Here is a 23326-nt window from a genome sequence, read left to right as displayed (position 1 = left end):
GTGTGAAGTTGATCAAAAACAACAAAATGACGGGCCGAGAGGCGTATTGGTATTACGTCCGCGCCGGGGGCAGCCCGGCGCGAGAAGCGATTGTTACCACCCGATGATTAAAAGGAGAAATCAGCATGATCACTTACGATCGTAACCGCAATCCTATTACTAACGGCAGCCAGGTGATGATTAACGGGACGGGTAAAACCGGTAAAATTATCGCTATCCACGCGACGGGCTTAACGCCAGCCCAGCTGCGCCGTAATAAGACAGTCGAAGTGGAAGGGACGGAAGGTAAGTTCGAGCCCGTTGAACTGATCCGCCTTGGTCTCCACTAAGGAAGCGCAAGCCGCCGCGGCATCAGCCAGACGCCGAATATCGGCTGGCGACGCCGGGCGGTTCCCTACCGGCGCTCGGCGCCATGGCTGGTCTTCGCCTGATACATGCGCCGGTCCGCCACCGCAACGATCTCATTGAGGCTATGATGCGTTGCAGGGGCGTATTCAACGCAGCCCCAGGAAAAGGCCAGCTGCCACGGATTGCCCGCCTGTTGATTATACTCAGCAACGTTATTGCTTAGCTGCGCCATCGCGATGCCCGCCGCCTGCTGGGCAGTATTAGCAAGCAGGATAATAAACTCATCTCCGCCCTGCCTGGCAATGATATCCGACTCCCGGAAGGTGGCTTTCATCAAATCAGCCATCGCCGTCAGGGCTTTATCCCCCTGTTCATGACCCCAGGTATCGTTAATCAGCTTAAAGCGATCGAGATCGATAAATACGAGGCTCGCCGGTTCATTGCGCCGCCTGGCCGTCAGCAGCGCGTACTCCGCTAACGACATAAAACCCCGGCGGTTGAACAGCCCCGTCAGCTCATCGGCGGTCGCCGCGTCGAGCACCTTGAATTCATCTTCAACGATGGCGGCCAGGTCGCTTAATATTTGTATCTCATGCACGGAAAAGGCGCGCGGCTTGTGGTCCATCAGGCAGAACGCGCCGACCGTCGCGCCGTCAGGCAGCTGTACCGGGTATCCGGCATAAAAGCGGATAAAAGGCGCTTCCGTGACCAGCGGGTTATCGTGAAAGCGCAGATCCTGCTGCAGGTCATTAACGATTAAAGGGTCGGTCTGCAGAATAGTATGCGCGCAGAACGTGATATCCCTCGGCAGGGTATCGACTTCAAGTCCGGCGCAGGATTTAACATGCAGGGTATTTTCTCCCACGAGGCTAACCGACGCCACCGGCAGATCGTAGAGCGTACGCGCAAGCCGGGTCAGGCGATCGAAACGCTCTTCTTTTCCGCTATTAAGTAATCCGGATGCCCGCAGCGATTGCAGGCGACGCAGTTCATCGGGATGGAGTCCGGCTAATTTCAATTTTTCTCTCTTACGTTATCAGGATAGATGACGCTGCGCTTACCATTGAAGCGCACATCAGGCTGTTAACAGACGATTCACATTTGTTGTCTCATGAGTTAAGCATATATCGCTGACTCGTCAAACGAGACATCAGGTTCGTTCCGTCGCGGCCCACTCCCTCAGCCTCTCTTTCAGCCACTGGCTCGCGCCGCGCTGCCCGCTCCGCTTGTGGGAATAGATTTTCACTTCAAACGGCGGAACCTCAAACGGTAATTCAAAGACCTTCAGCGTCGCCGCGTCAGTCATTTTTGCCGCGGCAGAGCGCGGTATCGCCATAAGCAGTTCACTTTGCGCAATAATAGCTGGCGCGCTCAGCATAGAGGGGGTTTTGATGGTGATATGCCGCGAGAAGCCCATTTTCGCAAGCTGCACGTCGAGAACGCCCTGGCTTTCATTCCACGGGGTGACTACCAGATGCCGTGCTGCCAGGTAGTCCGCCAGCGTGAGCCGGGATCGCCTGGCGCTGCTTATCGCAACATAATCATCTTTCAGCCAGCAAATCTCATCCAGCTCCGGATGCTCTGCTTCATCCAGCGCGCTAAATCCCAGCGCTAAATCCACCTCGCCGGCCAGCAGTTCCGTCAGCGCCGGGCTGTGCGGCAGATAGCGCAGTTCGAAACGCAGGCCTGGCGCCTGCTGCTGTAGCCTGGGCATCAGCGTCGGGAAAACGCACTGCGCGGTGAAGTCCGTGATCGCTATCTGTAGGCAGTCGGTACTGGCTGAGGCCACAAACTTCGGCTGCGGAGTAAGCTCCTGATCTAAAAACTTGAGCGCCGAAGCGATGGAAGGCGCGAGCTGGGTGGCGTAAACGCTGGGGCACATACGATGACCTTCGCGATAGAAAAGCGGGTCGTTGAGCGCGGCGCGCAGTCTGGATAGCGCGTGGCTTAACGCTGATGTGCTCATCGCCAGCTCTTCCGCCGCCAGGCGGACCGAACGATAGCGGTAGACCGCCTCAAATACCGGCAGCAGATTCAAATCAAGACGGCGAAGCGCAGGATGCATAATATTCATCATTGGGTGATTTCATTGCACTTAATTCTTCTAACCTTAACGTTTATGCTTGGCGGTATCAAACTCACGATGGCACAACAGGTACTCCAATGAATATGACCATTCGTCAGGCCCGCCCGGCGGACGCAAAAGCAATTTATGACATGATTTACGAGCTTGCGGTTTATGAAAAAGCGCCGGAGCAGGTGGTCACCACGGTAGATGAAATCCAGGCATCGCTTTTCGCCCGCGACAGCAAAACGGAAGCGCTAATCTGCGAGATTGACAATAAGGTTGCCGGGTACGCGGTGTTCTTCACCAGCTATTCCACCTGGCTCGGTCGAAACGGCATCTATATGGAAGATCTGTACGTCACTCCCGAATTTCGCGGCCGCGGCGCTGGAAAAGCGCTATTGCGAACCATCGCTCAGCTGGCGGTAAAAAGAGAGTGCGGTCGCCTGGAGTGGAGCGTGCTCGACTGGAACCAGCCGGCCATTGATTTTTATCTGAGCATTGGCGCCGTTGCGCAAAGTGAGTGGGTTCGCTATCGCCTTGACGGCGCCGCGCTTGCCGCTTTTGCTGAACGGGGCGGGAACGCCGAATAATCGGCCACCCGGCGGGCCCTTCCAGGGCCCACCTTTTCAATCCCTTGCCAATATGCCCGCGGCGTATAAAGCTGAAACAAAAAATTATTAACCCTTAACGCCCCGCCCACAACCCGCCGAATTTATTCACTTTTCCGTACGCGTTTTTATCAGCATTTAACGGTGCCGGAAAAATCGTTGGTTGCCCTATTCCGCCAGCTGAACTAAGCCTGGAGAAGTTTTCACCTGACAGTTCAACTGACCTGGAGATTCTTCATGAGTAAACTCGGGATTAATGGATTTGGGCGTATTGGACGTTTAGTACTGCGCCGATTACTGGAGGTTAATAGTCCTTTAGAGGTCGTCGCCATCAACGACCTCACCTCCCCTAAGGTACTGGCCTACCTGCTTAAGCATGATTCTAACTACGGACCTTTCCCGTGGAGCGTCGATTTTACTGAAGATGCGCTTATCGTTGACGGCAAAAAAATTACCGTTTATGCCGAAAAAGAGGCTCAGCATATTCCGTGGAAAGCAGTCGGTGCCGAGCTGATTGTCGAGTGTACGGGTTTTTATACCTCCGCGGAAAAAGCGCAAGCTCATCTGATCGCCGGCGCTAAAAAAGTGCTTATCTCCGCGCCCGCTGGCGATATGAAAACCATTGTCTATAACGTTAACGACGACACGCTGGAGGCAAGCGATACGATTATTTCCGTGGCCTCCTGCACCACCAACTGCCTGGCGCCGATGGCGAAAGTGCTGAATGACGCCTTTGGTATTAAGGTGGGGACCATGACCACGATTCACGCCTATACCGGTACGCAATCGCTGGTTGACGGCCCCCGCGGCAAAGATCTACGCGCTTCCCGCGCGGCGGCGGAAAATATCATTCCGCATACAACCGGGGCGGCGAAAGCCATCGGGCTGGTTATTCCAGCGCTTAGCGGCAAGCTGAAGGGCCACGCCCAGCGCGTACCGACGAAAACCGGGTCGGTGACTGAGCTGGTGTCGGTGCTGGAGAAAAAGGTCTCCGCTGAAGAAGTCAATCAGGCGATGAAAAACGCGGCGACGAACAACGAATCATTCGGTTACACCGAAGAGGAGATCGTCTCGTCGGACGTGATTGGCAGCCATTTCGGTTCCATTTATGACGCCACGCAGCTGGAGATTGCCGAGGTTGGCGATCTCCAGCTGGTGAAAACCGTCTCCTGGTACGATAACGAGTATGGCTTCGTTACCCAGCTTATCCGCGTGCTGGATAAGTTCGCCAAATAAACCCCGGGGGCGGCGCAACGCGCCTTGCCCGGGCTACAGGTACGTGCGGCCTGCGTTTGGGTAGCCCGGGTAAGGCGTCAGCCGCGACCCGGGAGGCGGTCTGCGGGCTGGGTAGCCCGGACAGATGCGCAGCATCGCCTCCGGGAAGCCCACCGGTTCTCTGCTGACTCAGGCCTGCAGATAGACCACCTGGGTTTGCAGATACTCATTCAGACCATGACGCCCGTCGGCGCCGCCGATGCCCGATTTACGCCATCCGGCATGGAAACCCTGCATCGCTTCGAAATTCTCGCGGTTAATATAGGTTTCACCAAACTTCAACCCTTTGATCGCCTTCATCGCGACGTTCAAATCGCGGGTATAGATTGACGACGTCAGCCCGTAATCGCTGTCGTTGGCCATCGCCAGCGCTTCTTCAAGGGTATCAAACGCCACCACCGGCAGCACCGGGCCGAACGTCTCTTCATGCACGATATCCATCTCCTGGCGCACGTCCAGCAGCAGCGTCGGCGGATAGAAATAGCCCTTACCCGTCACCGCTTTCCCACCCAGGACGACGCGCGCGCCCTGGGCCACCGCTTTCGCCACCTTCTGCTCCACGCGCTCCAGCGCGGCGGCGTTAATCAACGGTCCCATTGCGATATCGTCGCGAGACGCCGGATCGCCAAACTGCACCGCCTTCAGCGCTTCACCCAGACGGTTAACGAAGCGATCGTAAATGCCCTTTTGCACATAGACGCGCTCAACGCAGTTACACACCTGCCCGCTATTAATGACGCGAGAATCCACCACTGCCTTAACCGCCAGCTCAAGATCCGCATCGTCCATCACGATAGCGGGCGCTTTACCGCCCAGCTCCAGACACACTTTGGTGATGTTTTTCGCCGCCGCGGCCATAATCTTCTCGCCCGCGGCGACGCTGCCGGTCATGCTGACCATCGCCACTTTCGGATTGCTCGCCAGCTCCTGGCCCACGGTTTCGCCGCGCCCCAGCACCAGGTTAAAGACCCCTTTCGGCAGGCCGATATCATGGACGATTTGCGCAAAAGCGATGGCGTTATTCGGCGTAAATTCACTCGGTTTAATCACGATGGTATTACCGGTAATGAGCGCCGGCGCCAGCTTGCGGGCAATCAGGAAGAACGGAAAATTCCACGGCAGAATGCCGGTGGTCACGCCCAGCGCGCGCTTGAATACCAGAATATTTTCCCCCGGCCGGTCGCTCTGTACAATTTCACCTTCATAACGGCGCGCCCATTCGGCCATATAATCCAGATAATCGGCGGTAAAGGAGACCTCCACCGCGGCCAGCTGCTGTATTTTTCCGCCCTCGGCGACGATCAGCGCGGCGATCTCCTCGGCCCGCTCGCGGATACCGGCAGCGATTTTGCGCAGCCACCCCGCTCGCTCAATCGCCGGCAGGGCTTCCCAGCCCGGCTGCGCGCGCTCAGCGGCCAGAATCGCGCGCCGGGCATCTTCCGCGCTGCCGTCGGGAATACGCGAAAGCAGCGCTTCCGTCGCCGGATTGATCACATCAATCCATGCATCACCGCGGCCGGGTTCAAACTGGCCGTCAATATACATAGGGTGTTGAACGGGTGCTGTCATGGTCTGCTCCTCAGGATTATTGTTTTTAACAGGTGAACTAGATGTTAAAAATTATCGTCCATCAGGCAAAGGGACAGCATGAGCGCTTGTTTTTGTGAGATATTTCATAAAAACAGAGCAACCCGGGGCGTAAAAATCACAATTCAATAACAGATGATGCCCGTTTGCGATATCGCCAACGCAAACGGGCAAGATGAGAGTTACCGGCTAATAGGTCCTGCGTTCGAAGGGGAAACGCGGGCTGGCTATCATGGCATGCCGCGCCATCTTCTAAGCCAGCTGACGCGCGCTTAGCGCATCGGAGAGCAGGCGGTCGTCGCGCAGCGTCTGCCACGCCTGAGCGATGTACGGCGGAATATCCACATGAGCGATAAATCCCTTACCCTGGGGGCCGTAGCCCTGCGGGTTATCCGCCAGCCGCGGCAGTTCACCGAGGATCAGCGCCAGATAGCGCCCCACCGGCCACAGACCCGCCTCTTTCCCGCTGAACGTGACGCCGTCACGCCCGTTACACAACACCGGTGAACAGCCCGGCGCGCTGTACCACGTCGGCGCACGCGGGTCGTCTTGCCAGACGCGGGCAAATGTCGCCATCGTTCGCCGCTGCATGGTCGGATCCTGAACCACCACCCCCGCACGGTGCGCAATGCCGTTGTGCTCCAGCATCTGCCGGGTAAAGCGCGCGTTCTCGCCGCAGTTGGTGGAGCGGTCTTCCACCACGATTCGTTGGCGCGGAATCGCCCAGAACTGATGGGCAATGTCGGCCAGAATATGCGCCTCGGCGCGATCGTCTACCGGAATGGTGCGATAGCGCGGGTCATTCAGCACCGACTGGTATAAAAACGAGGTGGAGTGGCCGATACCGCCGCTGATCAGCAGAGGAACGGCGTGATGCGCCGCCAGCCGGCAGGCGAAATCAATGGTCGGGATCACCGCATTGCCTGCCAGCACCACCAGCTCTATTTGCGGATCCTGCGGTAAATCATCCTGCGCCAGCCAGGCCCCCAGCTGGTTCGCCGCGGCCAGTACCGCCTCCGGCAGCGATGGAAAATGCTCTGACATGTTCTCTCCTTTTAGCGTTCTTAGCCTGACATTACCGGCCACCATCTTAGACGGTACAGCGTACTTTGGGGTAATAAAGTGCGAACAGAACACCCACGCCTGTTAAGCAACAAAGTCAACACATATACATAGCGTTTTATTCACTTTTTGAAGAGGGTCAAGATTCTGATAAATAGAGATAAAGGGTCACAACTACGGCTTTAATGCACAAAGATGCATATTCATCCATTGATGACCTTGTTTTCCGTTTTTTTATTCATAAAAAGCCGAACCCCAGCCGCAACGACAGCATATTCTGCATTTTTGCCAAATACCGTCCCATTAAATTGGTGATAACATTCTCGTTACAGAGTTTATAGCTGTACCTTTCCACGGTTAACAAAATAATTATCACTGCGAAACAGGACTCTTATGGAAAAGTTATCTTACGCTTCTGAAAGTAGTACATCTCCATGGACCACCTACCTGCGTCAAATCGATCGCGTTGCGCCCTATCTCGGCGATCTCGCCTACTGGATCGAAACCCTGCGCCATCCGAAACGCGCGCTGATCGTTGATATTCCGGTACAAATGGATGATGGCACTATCCGCCACTTCGAAGGCTACCGCGTCCAGCACAACCTCTCGCGTGGACCGGGTAAAGGCGGCGTGCGCTACCATCCGGATGTCGATTTGAATGAAGTGATGGCGCTTTCAGCCTGGATGACCATCAAGTGTGCGGCAGTCAATATTCCCTACGGCGGCGCCAAGGGCGGTATCCGCGTCGACCCGTTCTCACTATCAGAGGGTGAACTGGAACGTTTGACCCGTCGTTATACCAGCGAGATCGGCATTATCATCGGGCCGCAAAAAGATATTCCGGCGCCGGACGTTGGTACCAACGGTAAAGTGATGGCCTGGATGATGGATACTTACTCCATGAACCACGGCACCACCATCACCGGCGTGGTTACCGGCAAGCCTATTCACCTCGGCGGTTCGCTGGGCCGTGAAAAAGCCACCGGCCGCGGCGTATTCGTCACCGGTCGCGAAGTGGCTCGCCGCAGCGGTATCGAAATCGAGGGTGCCAAAGTCGCGCTGCAGGGTTTTGGTAACGTGGGCAGCGAAGCGGCCCGCCTGTTCGCAGGCGTCGGCGCGCGGATTGTGGTGATTCAGGACCACACCGCCACGCTGTATAACGAGGGCGGCATTGATATGGCCGCGCTGACCGCATGGCAGGCGGAGAACAAGCAAATTGCCGGCTTCCCGGGCGCCCGCGAAATTGACAAAGAAGCGTTCTGGACGACGCCGATGGATATTCTGATCCCGGCGGCGCTGGAAGGTCAGATTACGCGCGAGCGCGCGGAAACCCTCAGCTGCAAACTGGTGCTTGAAGGCGCTAACGGCCCGACCTATCCGGAAGCGGACGACGTGCTGGCCGAGCGCGGCATCGTGGTGGTGCCGGACGTTATTTGTAATGCCGGCGGCGTCACCGTGAGCTACTTCGAATGGGTGCAGGATATGGCCAGCTTCTTCTGGAGCGAAGAAGAGATCAACGCCAAAATGGACCGTATCATGACCGATGCGATCGTTCACGTTTACGAAAAAGCGGTGGAAAAAGCGTGCTCTTTGCGTACCGCCGCCTATATCGTGGCCTGTGAGCGAATTCTGATGGCGCGTAAAGATCGCGGTATTTATCCGGGATAAAATCCCCCTTCTCAGCCCGGTTAATGCCGGGCTGAGACCAGAACTCTCTTCCCCCTCCCAAAGCTTCTTCCACAATAAACGCACATACCGTTAACCTGTTTTTATCAATCAGGCTTGAATTCTCGTTCTGGTCAGGCAAAAATCATTAGAGCTCTAACGATATTGCAGACTGACCTATGGATAACCGACAGCTTAACTTTTCCCATCTTTTATATCTGACCGCCCACCACTGGCGCCTGGCGGTCAACCGTCGGCTCAAGGACCTTGGCATGAGCCAGGCCAGCTGGGTCGCCGTTTCCGCCATCGCGCGTAACGAAAAGCCGCTATCGCAAAGCGAGCTGGCCCAGGAGCTCGGCGTCGAAAGCGCAACCCTCGTACCGCTGCTCAACCGGCTGGTCGATCTCGGTCTGGTCGAGCGGGTGAAAACCGAACGCGACAAGCGTAAACGACTGCTGATCGCTACCGCCAAAGGCCTTGAGGTGTATCAGCAGGTGAAAACGGTGGCCGATGATTTGCGGGAGGAGATCCTTACCGCCATTACCCCCGAAGAGCAGCGGCAGACGCAGCGGGTACTGGAGAAGCTGCTGCGCGAGGTTGAGAAAAAATAATGCCGCGTCGTCACGCTAATCCCTATGTTCCTCACGACTGGGCCCCGCACGAAAAACCGGCGATCCTCGGCTCGCCGTCGACCCCCATCCACAGTACGCCAAAACGTATTGCCTACGGGATCGTCGGGCTGCTGGTCTGCCTGACGGGCGCGCTCGGCAACGCGGTGGTGACCGCCAATCTTCAGCTGTTGCAGGGTACCTTTGCCGCCTGGTCAACCGAGATTGCCTGGCTCCCGGCGGTCTACGTGATGACCAACGTCTCCATCAACCTGCTGCTGGTGAAGTTTCGCCAGCAGTTCGGCCTGCGCGCTTTTACCGAGGGTTTTCTCGTTCTCTACGTGCTGGTGACCTTTTTCCACCTGTTCGTCAACGACCTCAGTTCAGCGCTGATGGTGCGCGCCGCCCACGGCATGGTAGCCGCAGCGCTAAGCTCGCTGGGGATTTATTATCAGGTACAGGCCTGGCCCGCCCGCCATCGGCTCAAAGCGCTGACCATCGGCATCACCGGTTCATCTCTGGCGATCCCGCTGGCGCGCCTGTTCTCAACCGAGCTGCTGCAAATCGACGAGTGGCGCGGGCTGTACTTCTTTGAGCTGGGGCTGGCGCTGGTGTCGCTGGCCTGCGTGATCGCCCTCAAGCTGCCGCCAAGCGATCGTAAAAAGGTGTTTGAGAAGAAAGACTTCATCACCTTCTTCCTGCTGGCGCCGGGGATGGCGCTGGTCACCGCGGTGCTGTCGCTGGGACGGCTGGACTGGTGGTTTGAAGCGCCGTGGATCGGCTGGGCGCTGGCGGGCGCGGTGGTGCTGATTGTCTCCGCGATTGCCTTTGAGCATAACCGCAGCAACCCGCTGCTCAATATCAAATGGCTCTCCAGCGGCAGTATTCTGCGCCTCGGGCTGATTATGCTGCTGATCCGCATCGTGCTGGCGGAGCAGAATACCGGCGTTATCGGCTGGCTGCAGTACGTGGGTTTGCAGAATGAACAGATGACCAACCTGGCATGGTCGATTTTCGCCGGGATCGTCTGCGGCATCGTCGCCAGCTGCCTGACGCTCAACCCGCAGCGCCTCTACTGGCCCACCGCCACGGCGCTGGCGTTGATTATGGTTGCCTCGCTGCTCGACAGCCAGTCGACGATCCTCACGCGACCGGAGCAGCTGATGTTCAGCCAGTTTCTGCTGGGCTTCGGCAGCGCCTTTTTCCTCGCCCCGGCGATGCTGGCGGGGATTGGCGGCGTCATTGCCGACCAGCGCAACCTGGTGAGCTTCTCGGTGCTGTTCGGCATGAGCCAGAATATCGGCGGCCTGCTGGGTTCCGCTATTCTCGGCACCTTTCAGACCTGGCGGGAGAAGTTTCACTCCAGCCAGCTCGCCGACCAGCTTACCACGCTCAATCCGCTGATTACCGAGCGTTTGCAGCAGTACAGCCAGATGTATCAAAGCCAGATTGGCGACAGCACGTTGCTCAACGTTCAGGCCACCACGCTGCTGCAAAACGCCGCCACCCTGCAGGCCAATATTCTCGCTTACAATGATACCTATCTGCTGACGGCGGCGATTTCAGCCGCCACGCTGGTATGGGTTTTCTGGCGCTTAATAAGATTACGTATTACCGCTCGTATCGCGCTGAAGCGCGCGACGGGAAGCAAATAAAAATTTTCACTCTGGAGTTATTATGAGTCAGCAGGATGCGGCCAAACAGCAGGCCAATACCCGAAATAATATTCGCATCGTCTCTATTTTTACCGCCGCCGCCATTGGCATCGTTGGCGTACTGGTTATTCTCTACGCCTGGCAGCTGCCGCCGTTTACCCGAGAAAGCCAGTTTACCGATAACGCCTACGTTCGCGGGCAAACCACGTTTATCAGCCCGCAGGTCAACGGTTATATCACCGAGGTTAAGGTCCAGGATTTTAATCAGGTAAAAGCCGGCGACGTGCTGTTTCAAATCGACGACCGCATCTATAAGCAGCGCGTCCATCAGGCGGAAGCTCAGCTGGCGATGAAAGAGGCGGCGCTGAAAAACAATCAGCAGCAGCGTAAAAGCGCCGAAGCGGTCATCACGCGTAACGAAGCGGCGCTGCAAAACGCCCGCGCGCAGAATCTGAAAACTCAGGCGGATTTAAAACGCGTTCAGGAGCTGACCGCCGACGGCTCGCTATCGATTCGCGAACGCGATTCCGCCCGCGCCAGCGCGGCGCAGGGCACCGCGGATATCGAGCAGGCCAAAGCAACGCTGGAGATGTCGCGCCAGGATTTGCAATCAACCATCGTTAATCGTGACTCGCTGCTCGCCGACGTCGCCAATGCGAAAGCCGCGCTGGAGCTGGCGCAGATAGACCTGCAAAACACCCGTATTATCGCGCCGACGGACGGTCAGCTTGGGCAAATCTCCGTTCGCCTTGGCGCATACGTGACCGCCGGGACGCATTTGACCTCGCTGGTGCCGCCGCAGCACTGGCTGATCGCTAACCTGAAAGAGACCCAGCTGGCCCAGGTGCGCGTCGGACAGCCGGTGACCTTTACCGTGGATGCGCTGAACAGCGAGAAATTCACCGGTACGGTGCAGAGCATCTCCCCGGCGACCGGCGTGGAGTTCAGCGCTATTTCGCCGGATAACGCCACCGGTAACTTTGTCAAAATCGCCCAGCGCATTCCGGTACGCATCGCCGTTGATGAGGGGCAGCAAAACGGCCAGCGCCTGCGGCCGGGCATGTCGGTGCAGGTTACCATCGATACCCGCGCGGAGGAGCAGCAATGATCCGTCCGCTCGCTCTCGCCGTTATGCTTGCGCTGGCCGGCTGCCAGTCCGCCGACGTTCAACGGGCCGCGCCCGGGCTGCAGATCCCCGCCGCCTGGCGGGCGGATGTCGGCCCCTCCAGCCCGGTTGAGGGCGTGTGGTGGCGCAACTTCCACGACAGTACGCTCAATCTCTACGTTGACCAGGCGCTGCGCTACAACAGCGACGTGCTGATAGCCCGCGAACGGGTCAACGAGTACCAGGCGCGGGCTTACGCCGCCGATAGCAGCCTGTTTCCCTCCCTTGACGCCGGATTGACCGGCACCCGCGCGCGGTCCCAGTCGGCCGCTACCGGCCTGCCTGTCCACAGTACGGTGTATAAAGGCGCGCTAACCGCCAGCTACGATGTTGATCTCTGGGGCGCAAACCGCAGCGCCGCCAGCGCGGCGCAAGCCAGCCTGGAGGCGCAAAAGGCGGCTGCCGCAGCGGCGAATCTGACCGTCGCCTCTTCGGTGGCGGCCGGCTATATCACCCTGCTCTCGCTGGATGAACAGCTGCGGGTGACGCAGCAAACGTTAAAATCGCGCGAAGATGCCTTCAAACTGGCGAAGCGCCAGTTTGAGACGGGCTATACCTCACGCCTGGAGCTGATGCAGGCGGACTCCGAACTGCGCTCCACGCGCGCGCAAATTCCGCCGCTGCGCCACCAAATCGCCCAGCAGGAAAATGCGCTCAGCCTTCTGCTCGGCGCCAATCCGGACGCCGTTAAGCGCAACGCGTTCGCGCAGCTGTCGCCGCTATCGCTACCTTCCCAGCTACCGTCAACCCTGCTCAACCGCCGACCGGATATCGTTCAGGCCCAGCGTCAGCTGGTGGCCGCCGACGCCACCCTGGCCTCATCACAGGCGCAGCTGCTGCCGTCCATTAACCTTACCGCCACCGGCAGCCTGCAGGATCGCACCCTGCCCGACCTGCTGGATAATCCGCTACGCTTATGGAGCCTCGGCGGCAGCATTCTGGCGCCGCTGCTCAACCGCCAGGCGCTGAATGCCCAGGTGGACGTTTCGATGGCCCAGCGCAATCAGGCGCTGTTTAGCTATGAGAAAACGGTACGCGGCGCGTTTAAAGAGGTGAATGACAGTCTCGATGCCATCGGCCGCTACGGCGAGCAGCTGGCGGAGCTGCAGGCGCAGGAGAAGGTGGCCCAGGAGACGCTGCGCATCGCGCAAAACCGCTATCGCAACGGCTACTCCTCCTATCTGGACGTGCTGGACGCCCAGCGCACGCTGTTTTCCACCCAGCTCAGCGTAGTACAGGTGAAAAACAACCTGCTGCTGGCGCAAGTTGATTTGTACCGGTCGCTGGGAGGCGGCTGGTCTGATTCATCAGGGATGTAATACGGGAAATCTGACATGCAACAACAGTGGTCGGCAGTAGATAATTATCTCGTGACAGCGTTAATCCCCACCGATCCGCTACTCAGCCAGGTTCTGGAGAATAACCAGCGCGCCGGGCTTCCGGCTATCGACGTTGCCGCTAATCAGGGGCAGTTTCTGGCCCTGCTGGTGCGCATGACGGGCGCCAGACGCATCCTCGAGATTGGCACGCTCGGCGGCTACAGCACCATCTGGATGGCCCGAGAATTGCCCGCCGATGGCGAATTACTTACCCTGGAGGCCGACGCACACCATGCCGCCGTCGCCCGCGAGAACCTGCGCCTGGCGGGCGTGGACGATCGCGTTGCGGTGCTGGAAGGCCCGGCGCTGACCAGCCTCGAAACGCTGGGAGAGCACCCGCCGTTCGATCTCATTTTTATCGATGCGGATAAGCCCAATAATCCCCACTATCTGCGCTGGGCGTTACGCTATTCCCGTCCGGGGACAGTGATTGTGGGCGATAACGTGGTGCGCGATGGCGAAGTGACGAATCCGGAGAGCGCAGATGATCGGGTGCAGGGTGTCAGAGCGTTTATCGACATGATGGGCAGCGACCCGCGACTGACGGTCACGGCCCTGCAAACCGTGGGCAGCAAAGGCTGGGATGGGTTCACCCTCGCGTGGGTGAACATATAATAGTTATACAATGATAGATGCAATTCCCTTTGCATCTATCAAAGATTAAAACACCCACAAACGTTTTTTCATTAATGCTTGCAACGCATGATTGAAGGTGGAGCCTGCAACATTTCTGCTCATAGTAATTGAGGTTGCTACTTGCGGATAAGGTGAAAATATTTTCATACCTCTATCAACCTTATATACAAAAGACTCAAAACATATATATCTTTCATGGGAGTTATCTCTAAATACCGCGTCATCACAAGATGATATACTTAATGATGCCACTATTTTTTTAATAGCTGCCTTTTGTAATAAACGTCTTGAATAATTCTCTATTTCCAGATGCATTTGCGAGTCCTTAACATCCCCAGCAGTAATAATATTAATATTGAATTTTTTATTTGCAATAGACAAAAGGTCAATGAATTTGTGTAAGCAAGTTAATTTTGACGCATTTTGATTTTGTATATCCTCGCATAAATTCTTACCGAAATACCTATCTATTATCGTTATTTTTTTTGAGTGTTTTGCGACTTTTAAAAATTGATCTCTCCATACATCTTCAATATTTTCACCGGGAAGAATCCCTTTATTAAGTAGGGATTTATTACGTTGAACAATTGGAGTTGATAAAAATGAGCTCACCTTTGCAATATCAATTACATTACTAATAAAGTCGACGCTTGCATTGATTCCAAATTTACCAAAACCGTTTGAAACAAGAACCAAATCAATTCCATTATCCAAGCATGATTTTTTTAATGCGGAAAACTCATCATGTTCATTAATTATCTTATAACCAGTTAACATATCACTAGTTAAATTTACCGTGAACGCTGCCTGCCATTTCTGAATATATTTCGGATGAATATACTGAATCCACTCTTTGTAATTCACAAGATTGGAATAAGGATAAACAAAACATCCTCTTTCAAACCAAAACTCTAAAAATGATATATTCAGAGCATGTGATACTTCGGATGTTATTTCATCACTTGATAAAAGCTCTTCATCAAAATGGAACTCAGTCAACATTTTTAAGCTCCAAAAATATCATTAAGCCTTTCATCAAAAAAGCCTTCTGGCCAATGGACGGTAAAATCTCCATCACTGTCTAGAGGCAACTCCATTATCTGAGAACCATCGCAATCCGGAATTACATAAAATACCTTAACCATACGATAATCAATCTTTTTTTCACGAATTCTTTTTTGTATTCTGAGCATTAAAGATTCACTATGGGTCTCTATAATCCACTGATTATTTTTACCATTAGGGTTCACTGAGTCGATAAATAAATCCGCAAGATGGGCTTGCAATCTTGGGTGCAAATGTATTTCAGGTTGTTCAACACATATTGTTGTATTTTTAGATGCAATAGCTTCTGTTATAATAGGCATAACCTGACCAATGCCAAATCCGACATCAGCAGGAGTTACCAAAGTATTTGATCTTTTGTCATTTAAAATGACAGAGATTACATCTCCTGTTGTTTCATTACCAAGGTTTTCAACATTTATATCATATGATATTTCAAAAGAATCTAACCACTTATTAATTTCAGTAATTACCTCTTCACCCGCTTCAAACAACTCCCCCCCTAAATTGGTTTCACCTTTAGTCTTAGAAACAATATCTTTTCCTGCTTGATAAAATCTTTTAGGATGCGTTCGCAAAGGGCCTAAGTATTTAACTTGATTAAATTCATATTTTATTTCCTCTGAAATGCGCTGAAGATAGCCATTAGGGATATTAACCATTACATTGCCACTTAGCATCAATGGAATAGCTATATCCTTCCTTACCTTATATACACCAGTCTCTAATGCCTCATATATAACTCTATTAATTGGCTCCAAATCCTTTCCAATGGCCTTATTATTCACCCTTGTAATAAACGAATAGAAAGACTTAAAAGTTTCATGATCGCCATAATATGTCTCATCTAGTGTTTTTGTGTAACCTGAAACTCCTTTTTTGATATTTAACTCTATTTTTTTATGCCTAGTCCCCGGGGTCTGCACAAAATAAGAAAATTTATTAAGGAAACTATCTCTAGTGCCAAAATCTTTAGAATAGCTATAACTCAGACCTACATTGCGTATATCTGTAACAGCAAAAACAGGATATTCTAAAAATTCATCATTATATTCTTTTGACGGCAGATTATTAACAAAAGAGAACTCTAATTGAATCTCTTTTGCTGGATCGTGCGAGTTAACAGCTGATAAATACCCCCCCAAATCTATGCAAGTACCACATGTAATGAGGCTAGCATTACTAGTAGAATTCAATAAAGTTTGTTTTAAAGCCAGAATTGATTGAATAATAGAACTTTTACCTGATGAATTCTGCCCAAATATCAAAGTTATTGGAGCAAACTCTATTTCTTGCTTACATGAGAATGCTTTAAAATTTTCAATCTTCAATTGTGTGAACATATTTGAATCCTTATTTTACTAATATAATCATTAATCTGCTCCATTGCCTGCAGTACCCGCTTGTCGGAAATCGGATACGGCGTGCCGAGCTGCTGGGCGAACAGGCTGACGCGCAGCTCTTCAATCATCCAGCGGATCTCCTGCACGTCGTCATCCTGACGGCGCTGAGGCGGCAGCTTATTCAGCCACTGCTGCCACGCCTGCTGGATGCTCTCCACTTTAAGCATCTGCGCGCGGTCGCGGTGCGGATCGATGGCCATTTTCTCCAGCCGTTTTTCAATCGCCTGCAGATAGCGCAGCGTGTCTCCAAGGCGGCGGAAGCCGTTACCGGTGACGAAACCGCGATACACCAGCCCGCTCATCTGCGATTTGATATCCGACAGCCCCAGCGCCATGGTCATATCCACGCGCCCTTTCAGGCGTTTGTTGACGTTAAAGACCGCGGTCAGGATCTGCTCGACCTGTTTGGCAATGTCCACTACCGTCTCGTTCAGCTCGGCGCGCACCTTTTCATGCAGCGCGGCAAAGCCCTCTTCGCTCCATACCGGGCCGCCCGCTTCGTCAATCAGCTTATCCACGCCGCAGGCGATGCAGTCATCGATCAGATCCAGCACTTTACCGTAGGGGTTGAAATAGAGCCCCAGCTTGGCTTTATTCGGCAGCTTTTCGTGCAGATACTTTATCGGCGACGGGATATTCAGCAGCAGCAGGCGGCGCAGGCCGCGCCACATCTCCTGCTGCTGCTCCAGCGGATTATCAAACAGCTTGATGGCCACGCTGTCGCGTTCGTCCACCAGCGCCGGCCAGGCCTTAACTTTGTAGTTGCCGCGCTTCTGCTCGTAGCTCTCCGGAAGCTGGCCAAAGCTCCAGATATGCAGCCCGCTCTGCTCGATACCGTCATCGGCGACCGCGGACAGCGTCTCCTGCACCTTACCTTTCAGCGCATCTTTCAGATCCTGCAGCGAACGCCCTTCCTGCAGCTTCTTGTTTTTCTCGTCCACCACCCGGAAAGTGATTTTCAGGTGATCGGGCACCTGATCCCATTGCCAGGCCTCGCGGTCGATAGTCACGCCGGTCATCCGCCGCAGCTCGCGCTCCAGTGAATCCAGCAGCGGCAGCTCCAGCGGCGTCGCGCGGCCGAGAAACGCTTCCGCGTAGTTTGGCGCCGGGACAAAATTGCGGCGCACCGGCTTCGGCAGCGATTTAATCAGGGCGATAACCAGCTCCCGGCGCAGCCCCGGGATCTGCCACTCAAACCCGGCCTCTTCCACCTGGTTGAGCAGCGGCAGCGGAATATGCACCGTCACGCCGTCGGCGTCGGCGCCCGGCTCGAACTGATAGGTCAGACGCAGCTTGAGGTTGCCCTGATGCCAGAAGTTCGGATAGTCGAGCTTGCTGACCTGCTCCGCGCCTTCCTTAATCAGCATGCTCTTTTCAAAGTTGAGCAGATCCGGCGTCTCGCGGCTGGCCTGCTTCCACCATTTATCAAAGTGGCGCGCGGAGATGACGTCATGGCTGATGCGCTGGTCGTAGAACTCAAACAGCGTTTCGTCATCGACGAGAATGTCGCGACGGCGCGATTTATGCTCCAGCTCTTCAATTTCGTTGCGCAGCTTCAGGTTTTCGCGGAAGAAAGCGTGGCGAGTCTGCCAGTCGCCCTCCACCAGCGCGTGACGAATAAACAGCTCGCGGCATAGCGCCGGGTCAATCTGGCTGTAGTTGACCTTGCGGGCAGCGACAATCGGCAGACCGTAAACGGTCACCTTCTCCGTCGCCATCACCGCGCCCTGCCCACGCTCCCAGTGGGGTTCGCTGTACGAGCGTTTGATCAGATGCTGCGCCACCGGCTCGACCCACTCCGGCTCAATGCGCGCGGCGATGCGCCCCCACAGGCGGCTGGTTTCCACCAGTTCGGCGACCATCGTCCATTTCGGCGGCTTTTTAAACAGCCCCGATCCGGGGAAGATGGAGAAGCGGGCGTTGCGCGCGCCGGTAAACTCCTGCTTGTCGGCGTCTTTCATACCGATGTGCGACAGCAGACCGGTCAGCAGCGCGGTATGAATTTCGCGATACTCCGCCGGCTCGCTATTGACCGGCAGGCCGAGCTCTTTGACCACCTGACGCAGCTGGGTGTAGATATCCTGCCACTCGCGCACGCGCAGGTAGTTGAGAAAATCAACCCGGCACTGGCGGCGGAACTGATTCGAGGAGAGCGCTTTTTGCTGCTCGCCCAGGTAGTTCCACAGGTTGACGAACGCCAGGAAGTCGGACTCTTTGTCGTGGAAGCGGCGGTGTTTCTCGTCGGACGCCTGCTGCTTGTCCATTGGCCGCTCGCGCGGATCCTGAATAGAGAGCGCCGAGGTGATAATCATCGCCTCGCGCACGCAGCCGTGTTTTTGCGCTTCCAGTACCATGCGCGCCAGACGCGGGTCCACCGGTAGCTGGCTCAGCTGGCGGCCCATCGGCGTCAGCTTATAGGCGGTCTGCTGTTCGTCAGTAGTAATCGCTCCCAGCTCTTCCAGCAGGCGCACGCCGTCCTGAATATTGCGTTTGTCCGGCGCTTCAACGAACGGGAACGCGGCAATATCGCCGAGCCCGAGCGCGGTCATTTGCAGAATAACCGACGCCAGGTTGGTGCGCAGAATCTCCGGGTCGGTAAACTCCGGACGCGACAGGAAGTCGTCTTCAGAATAAAGACGAATACAGATCCCTTCGGAGACGCGGCCGCAGCGGCCCTTACGCTGGTTAGCCGACGCCTGGGAAACCGGCTCAATCGGCAGGCGCTGTACTTTGGTCCGGAAGCTGTAGCGGCTGATACGCGCGGTACCTGGATCGATAACGTACTTGATGCCCGGCACGGTCAGCGAGGTTTCCGCGACGTTGGTGGCCAGCACGATCCGCCGCCCGCTGTGGGCCTGGAACACGCGATTCTGTTCGCTGTTGGACAGTCGCGCATACAGCGGCAGCACTTCGGTATGGCGCAGATTCAGCTTATTGAGCGCATCGGCGGTATCGCGAATTTCGCGCTCGCCGCTCATAAAAATGAGGATATCGCCGGGGCTTTCACGCCCGAGCTCATCAACGGCGTCGAAAATCGCCTGCAGCTGATCGCGCTCGGTGTCGTCGGCGTCTTCAACGATGGGTCGATAGCGCACTTCTACCGGGTAGGTGCGCCCGGACACTTCGATAATCGGCGCGTTGTTAAAGTGGCGCGAGAAGCGTTCCGGATCGATGGTCGCCGAGGTGATAATAATTTTCAGATCCGGGCGACGGGGCAGCAGTTCCCGCAAATAACCCAGCAGGAAGTCGATATTGAGGCTGCGTTCGTGCGCTTCATCGATGATGATGGTGTCATACTGCATCAGCAGCCGGTCCTGCTGGATTTCCGCCAGCAGAATACCGTCGGTCATCAGCTTAACCATGGTGTTATCGCTGACGTGGTCGCTAAAGCGAACTTTATAGCCGATGCAGCCGCCCGGCTCCGTTTGCAGCTCTTCGGCGATGCGGTTGGCGACGGTACGCGCGGCCAGGCGACGCGGCTGCGTATGGCCAATTAAGCCTTTAACGCCGCGCCCCAGCTCCATACAAATTTTTGGCAGCTGGGTGGTTTTCCCCGACCCGGTTTCCCCCGCCACAATCACCACCTGGTGATCGCGAACGGCTTCGAGAATCTCCTGTTTTTTCTGGCTAACCGGCAGGTTTTCCGGATAGGAAATCGCTGGCCGCGCGGCATCGCGCAGCAGGACTCTCCCTGCCGCCTGTTCAATTTCTTGCGCCATCTCCTGAAGAATGGCCTGTTGGGCATCAGGATTTTTAACCTTCTTCACGCCGTGCAGGCGACGGGCGAAGCGCGACCTATCGCGCAGCATCAGGCCATCAAGCCGTTCAAAGAGCGATGAGAAGGTTATTTTTTGTTGTTCTGTCATAGCGTTATCGGGCAGCGCACTGCCGGGAAAAATCTCTTTTGAAGTATTGCGTTAGAGTACCACATCCGCGCATTTCGTGCCTTGTTCAAAAAAACTGAATACAGAGTTCGATTTATTGCGCTTTCTCTGTGGCATGATTGTGAATAGAGTGTCAACAAGCACCAGGGCATCGGCCCGTCAATCACATTAAAAAAGGAAACACCCATGAGCAAAGTATTAGTTCTGAAATCCAGTATTCTGGCAGGGTACTCGCAATCTGGTCAGCTGTCCGACTATTTTGTTGAACAATGGCGTGAAAAGCACGCGGAAGACGTTATCACCGTGCGCGACCTGGCTGCAAACCCAATTCCGGTACTGGACGGCGAGCTGGTTGGCGCTCTGCGTCCGAGCGACGCGCCGCTGACGCCGCGTCAGCAGGAAGCGCTGGCGCTTTCTGACGAACTGATCGCTGAACTGCAGGCGAACGATGTGATTGTTATCGCGGCGCCGATGTACAACTTCAACATCCCGACCCAGCTGAAAAACTACTTCGACCTGGTGGCGCGCGCTGGCGTGACCTTCCGCTACACCGAGAAAGGGCCGGAAGGTCTGGTGAAAGGTAAACGTGCGGTTGTCGTCACCAGCCGCGGCGGTATCCATAAAGATACCCCGACCGATCTGGTGACCCCTTACCTCTCCACCTTCCTCGGCTTTATCGGCATTACCGATGTGAACTTCGTGTTTGCTGAAGGCATCGCCTACGGCCCGGAAGTCGCAGCGAAAGCGCAGTCTGATGCGAAAGCCGCTATCGACAGCGTTGTAGCCGCATAAGAGTTGACTCCTCCCGCTTCCCGGCGGGAGGAGAGTTTCACTTTTTCTCGTAGCGCAAATACCCCACCACGCCACCACCGCCATCTTTCGGATGATTCACGCCGTCGTTGACCTCCACGCAGGGAAAATCGAAGGGCGACACGCCGTCAATGCAGGCCACATTCACGCCGTACTGCTGCGGGTTTGAACGCCGCTGATGAAAAGTGTAAATCCCGCATACCGAGCAGAAAAAGTGCACGGCTTGACCGGTATTAAAACGATACTCCGTGAGCTTATCCCGTCCGCGCACCACCTCTATTCCTGAAAGCGGCGCGGAGACCGCAACCGCCCCACGCATCCGGCAATATGAACAGTTACAGCGGCGAACGGTGTTGAAGCCATCGCTAAGCTCAACGGTAAACGCCACCGCGCCGCAGTGGCACTGAGCGGATAATTTCTCTGCCATGATTTTCCCCTCAGGATGATGATTTCGGCCGCAAATTCTCGTCAAAGATCAGCCGCTTTCTGTCCGACTCTGCTTCTTTGAGCGGTTCCACCTGATGCAGCGTCTGTTTGCAGCGCTCCACCAGCACCTGATACTCCCGCGTCCCCTGCTTCTTCCAGGCCAGCTCCTGTTCACTTAATGTACGAATGGCTTTTGCCGGACTGCCGACAATCAGATGGTTGGCGGGCATTTCAGCGTTGGCTTTCACAAAGGCCGAAGCGCCGACGATGCTGTTTTCCCCAATCCTGGCCCCGTCAATAATCACCGCGCTCATCCCCACCAGCGCGTTGCGGCCGATGGTGCAGCCGTGCAGAATCGCGCCGTGGCCGATATGTCCCTCTTCTTCCACCACCGTGTCCTGGCCGGGAAAGCCGTGCATCACGCAGTTATCCTGGATGTTAGCGCCATCTTTCACCACGATACGGCCAAAATCGCCGCGCAGGCTGGCGTTAGGGCCGACGTAGACCCCTTTGCCGAGGATCACGTCGCCAATCAGCACTGCGGTGGGATGAACATAGCTTTCGTCCGGTACAACCGGCGTCATACCGTCAATCTGATAAATGGGCATGGTGCCTCCTTATACGCCCGACAGCCCGCCGAAGCGCTGGAAATAGAGCGGCCCCGGCGCGGGAAGTTCCCCCACCGAGCTTTCGCCCTTCTCGCCGACAAACGCCAGCGCGCCGGGCGCAACGCGTTGATAAATATTGATGCACAGCTGGCGCGCGGTTTGTCCGGCCCAGTGCGCGGGGAGCAGTTCTTCGGGCAGCAGCGGATCTTTCAGCACCACCCGGCGATAGAAGTGAATCAGCAGGAGCTGAATTTGAAAGCAGCGTTCAGGCGTCAGCTCCGCGGGCTCGCAGTCGCGAAGCAGCGGCAGCAGCGGTCGAAACAGGGAGATAAACGCGTCATACATCGCGTTCTGCTCGGTGAGATGCCAACACTCTTCAACGCGAGCGCGCAGCGCCGCCCGGGAGAGCGCCAGCGGGGAATGCGCTTCGAAGCAGATAACATTCTCCGCTACGCCCGCTTCGTGCAGCAGAGATTGCACGTCCGCCAGCTTCTGCGATGGCGAAGCCAGCAGACTCGGCGCCAGCGCGCCAAATCCCTGCCACAGCAGCTGTTTTTTGACTTCCGCCAGAGTGCTCTTCTCCAGCCCTTCCGACAGCAGCAGCAGCCAGGTACCGTCCCACTCCGGGGCGCTGGCGCGATAGATTTTATGCTCCGCCCGGCGGGTCAGGCGCAGGCCTTTGTCGCTGAGGCGGTAGAAGCTGCGGCGGCCAATGCGCACCACATCGAGCCACTCTTCTTTATTCAGGCGGAACAGCGCGGTACGCACGAATCGTTCGCCGAATCCCAGCCCTTCCAGCAGCGCCGCCACGCTGCCGAGCCAGACCTCTCCGCCGCGCTGGAGCAAGGCGTCGCCGTATAAAGAAGCAATAAGCGAGGTCCCGCTGATGGGCATCGCGGCGACGGCCTGTTGAATAAAGGTGTCGAGTTTACTCATCTGATTCATTCTGTTGTGATTTTTGTCCTTTTTGAATCATAGCACAGGAAATCCCGGAGGCGGTGCTGCGCACCTGTCCGGGCTACCGGCCCGCAGACGATGGAGAATACGTAGCCCGGCTAAGCGCAGCGCGAGCCG

At 55.6% G+C, this 23326-nt stretch carries 20 protein-coding genes; 10 read left to right on the top strand and 10 right to left on the bottom strand.

Going from position 1 to position 23326, the window contains the following annotated elements; all coding sequences use genetic code 11:
* Positions 1–125 precede the first annotated feature (125 nt).
* Complete coding sequence (ydfZ, locus tag ACESQ2_RS09800; protein ID WP_004850536.1) at positions 126–329, top strand: putative selenium delivery protein YdfZ; 204 nt, start codon at positions 126–128, stop codon at positions 327–329.
* A gap of 65 nt (positions 330–394) precedes the next feature.
* Here ydfZ and ACESQ2_RS09795 read toward each other — a convergent pair whose 3' ends face one another.
* Positions 395–1366, bottom strand: coding sequence for a diguanylate cyclase (locus ACESQ2_RS09795; protein WP_373170338.1), 972 nt, complete (start codon positions 1364–1366; stop codon positions 395–397).
* A 132-nt stretch (positions 1367–1498) separates the two neighbouring features.
* Positions 1499–2422 carry a LysR family transcriptional regulator gene (locus ACESQ2_RS09790; RefSeq protein WP_162097194.1) on the bottom strand — a complete coding sequence of 308 codons (924 nt, stop codon included), beginning with the start codon at positions 2420–2422 and terminating at the stop codon, positions 1499–1501.
* A gap of 89 nt (positions 2423–2511) precedes the next feature.
* Between ACESQ2_RS09790 and ACESQ2_RS09785 the strand changes: the two genes are divergently transcribed.
* Positions 2512–3006: a GNAT family N-acetyltransferase gene (locus ACESQ2_RS09785; protein ID WP_088168182.1), complete on the top strand. Its 495-nt coding sequence runs from the start codon at positions 2512–2514 to the stop codon at positions 3004–3006.
* A 255-nt stretch (positions 3007–3261) separates the two neighbouring features.
* Positions 3262–4260 (top strand): type I glyceraldehyde-3-phosphate dehydrogenase, encoded by a 999-nt coding sequence (gene gap / locus ACESQ2_RS09780; protein ID WP_345911209.1) that lies wholly within the window; start codon positions 3262–3264, stop codon positions 4258–4260.
* A gap of 168 nt (positions 4261–4428) precedes the next feature.
* On the opposite strand, the gene aldA is transcribed toward gap, so the two are convergent.
* Together aldA and ACESQ2_RS09770 are read right to left on the bottom strand one after the other, a co-directional pair.
* The gene (aldA, locus tag ACESQ2_RS09775; protein WP_032693447.1) at positions 4429–5868 is read right to left on the bottom strand and encodes an aldehyde dehydrogenase; all 1440 of its coding nucleotides are present in this window, start codon (positions 5866–5868) and stop codon (positions 4429–4431) included.
* 270 nt (positions 5869–6138) lie between these two features.
* The gene (locus tag ACESQ2_RS09770; protein ID WP_373170337.1) at positions 6139–6930 is read right to left on the bottom strand and encodes a YdcF family protein; all 792 of its coding nucleotides are present in this window, start codon (positions 6928–6930) and stop codon (positions 6139–6141) included.
* Positions 6931–7341: 411 nt separating this feature from the next.
* Here ACESQ2_RS09770 and ACESQ2_RS09765 point away from each other — a divergent pair, with 411 nt between their 5' ends.
* The 6 genes from ACESQ2_RS09765 (at position 7342) to ACESQ2_RS09740 (ending at position 14035) form a co-directional block, all read left to right on the top strand.
* Positions 7342–8616 carry a Glu/Leu/Phe/Val dehydrogenase gene (locus ACESQ2_RS09765; protein ID WP_014229200.1) on the top strand — a complete coding sequence of 425 codons (1275 nt, stop codon included), beginning with the start codon at positions 7342–7344 and terminating at the stop codon, positions 8614–8616.
* A 176-nt stretch (positions 8617–8792) separates the two neighbouring features.
* Positions 8793–9224, top strand: a complete 432-nt coding sequence (locus ACESQ2_RS09760) for a MarR family winged helix-turn-helix transcriptional regulator (protein ID WP_014229199.1) — start codon at positions 8793–8795, stop codon at positions 9222–9224.
* Positions 9224–10876, top strand: coding sequence for an MFS transporter (locus ACESQ2_RS09755; RefSeq protein WP_014229198.1), 1653 nt, complete (start codon positions 9224–9226; stop codon positions 10874–10876). Before ACESQ2_RS09760 ends, ACESQ2_RS09755 begins: the two co-directional genes overlap by 1 nt.
* Positions 10877–10898: 22 nt before the next feature.
* Positions 10899–11984: an HlyD family secretion protein gene (locus tag ACESQ2_RS09750; RefSeq protein ID WP_046877278.1), complete on the top strand. Its 1086-nt coding sequence runs from the start codon at positions 10899–10901 to the stop codon at positions 11982–11984.
* Positions 11981–13360: an efflux transporter outer membrane subunit gene (locus ACESQ2_RS09745; RefSeq protein ID WP_046877277.1), complete on the top strand. Its 1380-nt coding sequence runs from the start codon at positions 11981–11983 to the stop codon at positions 13358–13360. The genes ACESQ2_RS09750 and ACESQ2_RS09745 overlap by 4 nt, the downstream gene beginning before the upstream one ends.
* Positions 13361–13375: 15 nt before the next feature.
* Positions 13376–14035: an O-methyltransferase gene (locus tag ACESQ2_RS09740; RefSeq protein WP_373170336.1), complete on the top strand. Its 660-nt coding sequence runs from the start codon at positions 13376–13378 to the stop codon at positions 14033–14035.
* Between the two features lie 45 nt (positions 14036–14080).
* On the opposite strand, the gene ACESQ2_RS09735 is transcribed toward ACESQ2_RS09740, so the two are convergent.
* The 3 genes from ACESQ2_RS09735 to hrpA are packed head-to-tail and all read right to left on the bottom strand — an operon-like array spanning position 14081 to position 20390.
* Entirely contained in the window at positions 14081–15058 is a 978-nt protein-coding gene (locus ACESQ2_RS09735) for a hypothetical protein (RefSeq protein ID WP_373170335.1), read from the bottom strand.
* A gap of 2 nt (positions 15059–15060) precedes the next feature.
* On the bottom strand, positions 15061–16464 hold the full coding sequence (locus ACESQ2_RS09730) for an AAA family ATPase (RefSeq protein WP_373170334.1): 1404 nt from the start codon (positions 16462–16464) through the stop codon (positions 15061–15063).
* Complete coding sequence (gene hrpA / locus ACESQ2_RS09725; RefSeq protein WP_373170333.1) at positions 16449–20390, bottom strand: ATP-dependent RNA helicase HrpA; 3942 nt, start codon at positions 20388–20390, stop codon at positions 16449–16451. Before hrpA ends, ACESQ2_RS09730 begins: the two co-directional genes overlap by 16 nt.
* A 204-nt stretch (positions 20391–20594) precedes the next feature.
* On the opposite strand from hrpA, the gene azoR reads away from it, so the two are divergent.
* Complete coding sequence (gene azoR, locus ACESQ2_RS09720) at positions 20595–21200, top strand: FMN-dependent NADH-azoreductase (RefSeq protein WP_014229193.1); 606 nt, start codon at positions 20595–20597, stop codon at positions 21198–21200.
* A 37-nt stretch (positions 21201–21237) separates the two neighbouring features.
* On the opposite strand, the gene ACESQ2_RS09715 is transcribed toward azoR, so the two are convergent.
* The 3 genes from ACESQ2_RS09715 to paaX are packed head-to-tail and all read right to left on the bottom strand — an operon-like array spanning position 21238 to position 23188.
* Positions 21238–21648: a GFA family protein gene (locus ACESQ2_RS09715; RefSeq protein ID WP_086074107.1), complete on the bottom strand. Its 411-nt coding sequence runs from the start codon at positions 21646–21648 to the stop codon at positions 21238–21240.
* A 7-nt stretch (positions 21649–21655) separates the two neighbouring features.
* Positions 21656–22252 carry a phenylacetic acid degradation protein PaaY gene (gene paaY, locus ACESQ2_RS09710; protein ID WP_014838356.1) on the bottom strand — a complete coding sequence of 199 codons (597 nt, stop codon included), beginning with the start codon at positions 22250–22252 and terminating at the stop codon, positions 21656–21658.
* Between the two features lie 9 nt (positions 22253–22261).
* Entirely contained in the window at positions 22262–23188 is a 927-nt protein-coding gene (gene paaX / locus ACESQ2_RS09705; protein WP_014229190.1) for a phenylacetic acid degradation operon negative regulatory protein PaaX, read from the bottom strand.
* Between the last annotated feature and the right edge of the window lie 138 nt (positions 23189–23326).

Source organism: Klebsiella sp. Q11 (assembly GCF_964241505.1).
Classification (GTDB): Bacteria; Pseudomonadota; Gammaproteobacteria; order Enterobacterales; family Enterobacteriaceae; genus Klebsiella; species Klebsiella michiganensis.
This window is presented reverse-complemented; position numbering and strand designations above follow the sequence as displayed.

Excerpts from the sequence above, each read along its gene's own strand:
- hrpA (WP_373170333.1), bottom strand. The coding sequence starts at position 20,390 with ATGACAGAACAACAAAAAATAACCTTCTCATCGCTCTTTGAACGGCTT.
- ACESQ2_RS09745 (WP_046877277.1), top strand. The coding sequence starts at position 11,981 with ATGATCCGTCCGCTCGCTCTCGCCGTTATGCTTGCGCTGGCCGGCTGC.
- paaY (WP_014838356.1), bottom strand. The coding sequence starts at position 22,252 with ATGCCCATTTATCAGATTGACGGTATGACGCCGGTTGTACCGGACGAA.
- azoR (WP_014229193.1), top strand. The coding sequence starts at position 20,595 with ATGAGCAAAGTATTAGTTCTGAAATCCAGTATTCTGGCAGGGTACTCG.
- ACESQ2_RS09735 (WP_373170335.1), bottom strand. The coding sequence starts at position 15,058 with ATGTTGACTGAGTTCCATTTTGATGAAGAGCTTTTATCAAGTGATGAA.
- gap (WP_345911209.1), top strand. The coding sequence starts at position 3,262 with ATGAGTAAACTCGGGATTAATGGATTTGGGCGTATTGGACGTTTAGTA.
- aldA (WP_032693447.1), bottom strand. The coding sequence starts at position 5,868 with ATGACAGCACCCGTTCAACACCCTATGTATATTGACGGCCAGTTTGAA.
- ydfZ (WP_004850536.1), top strand. The coding sequence starts at position 126 with ATGATCACTTACGATCGTAACCGCAATCCTATTACTAACGGCAGCCAG.
- ACESQ2_RS09750 (WP_046877278.1), top strand. The coding sequence starts at position 10,899 with ATGAGTCAGCAGGATGCGGCCAAACAGCAGGCCAATACCCGAAATAAT.
- paaX (WP_014229190.1), bottom strand. The coding sequence starts at position 23,188 with ATGAGTAAACTCGACACCTTTATTCAACAGGCCGTCGCCGCGATGCCC.
- ACESQ2_RS09730 (WP_373170334.1), bottom strand. The coding sequence starts at position 16,464 with ATGTTCACACAATTGAAGATTGAAAATTTTAAAGCATTCTCATGTAAG.
- ACESQ2_RS09785 (WP_088168182.1), top strand. The coding sequence starts at position 2,512 with ATGAATATGACCATTCGTCAGGCCCGCCCGGCGGACGCAAAAGCAATT.
- ACESQ2_RS09740 (WP_373170336.1), top strand. The coding sequence starts at position 13,376 with ATGCAACAACAGTGGTCGGCAGTAGATAATTATCTCGTGACAGCGTTA.
- ACESQ2_RS09755 (WP_014229198.1), top strand. The coding sequence starts at position 9,224 with ATGCCGCGTCGTCACGCTAATCCCTATGTTCCTCACGACTGGGCCCCG.
- ACESQ2_RS09770 (WP_373170337.1), bottom strand. The coding sequence starts at position 6,930 with ATGTCAGAGCATTTTCCATCGCTGCCGGAGGCGGTACTGGCCGCGGCG.
- ACESQ2_RS09760 (WP_014229199.1), top strand. The coding sequence starts at position 8,793 with ATGGATAACCGACAGCTTAACTTTTCCCATCTTTTATATCTGACCGCC.
- ACESQ2_RS09765 (WP_014229200.1), top strand. The coding sequence starts at position 7,342 with ATGGAAAAGTTATCTTACGCTTCTGAAAGTAGTACATCTCCATGGACC.
- ACESQ2_RS09790 (WP_162097194.1), bottom strand. The coding sequence starts at position 2,422 with ATGAATATTATGCATCCTGCGCTTCGCCGTCTTGATTTGAATCTGCTG.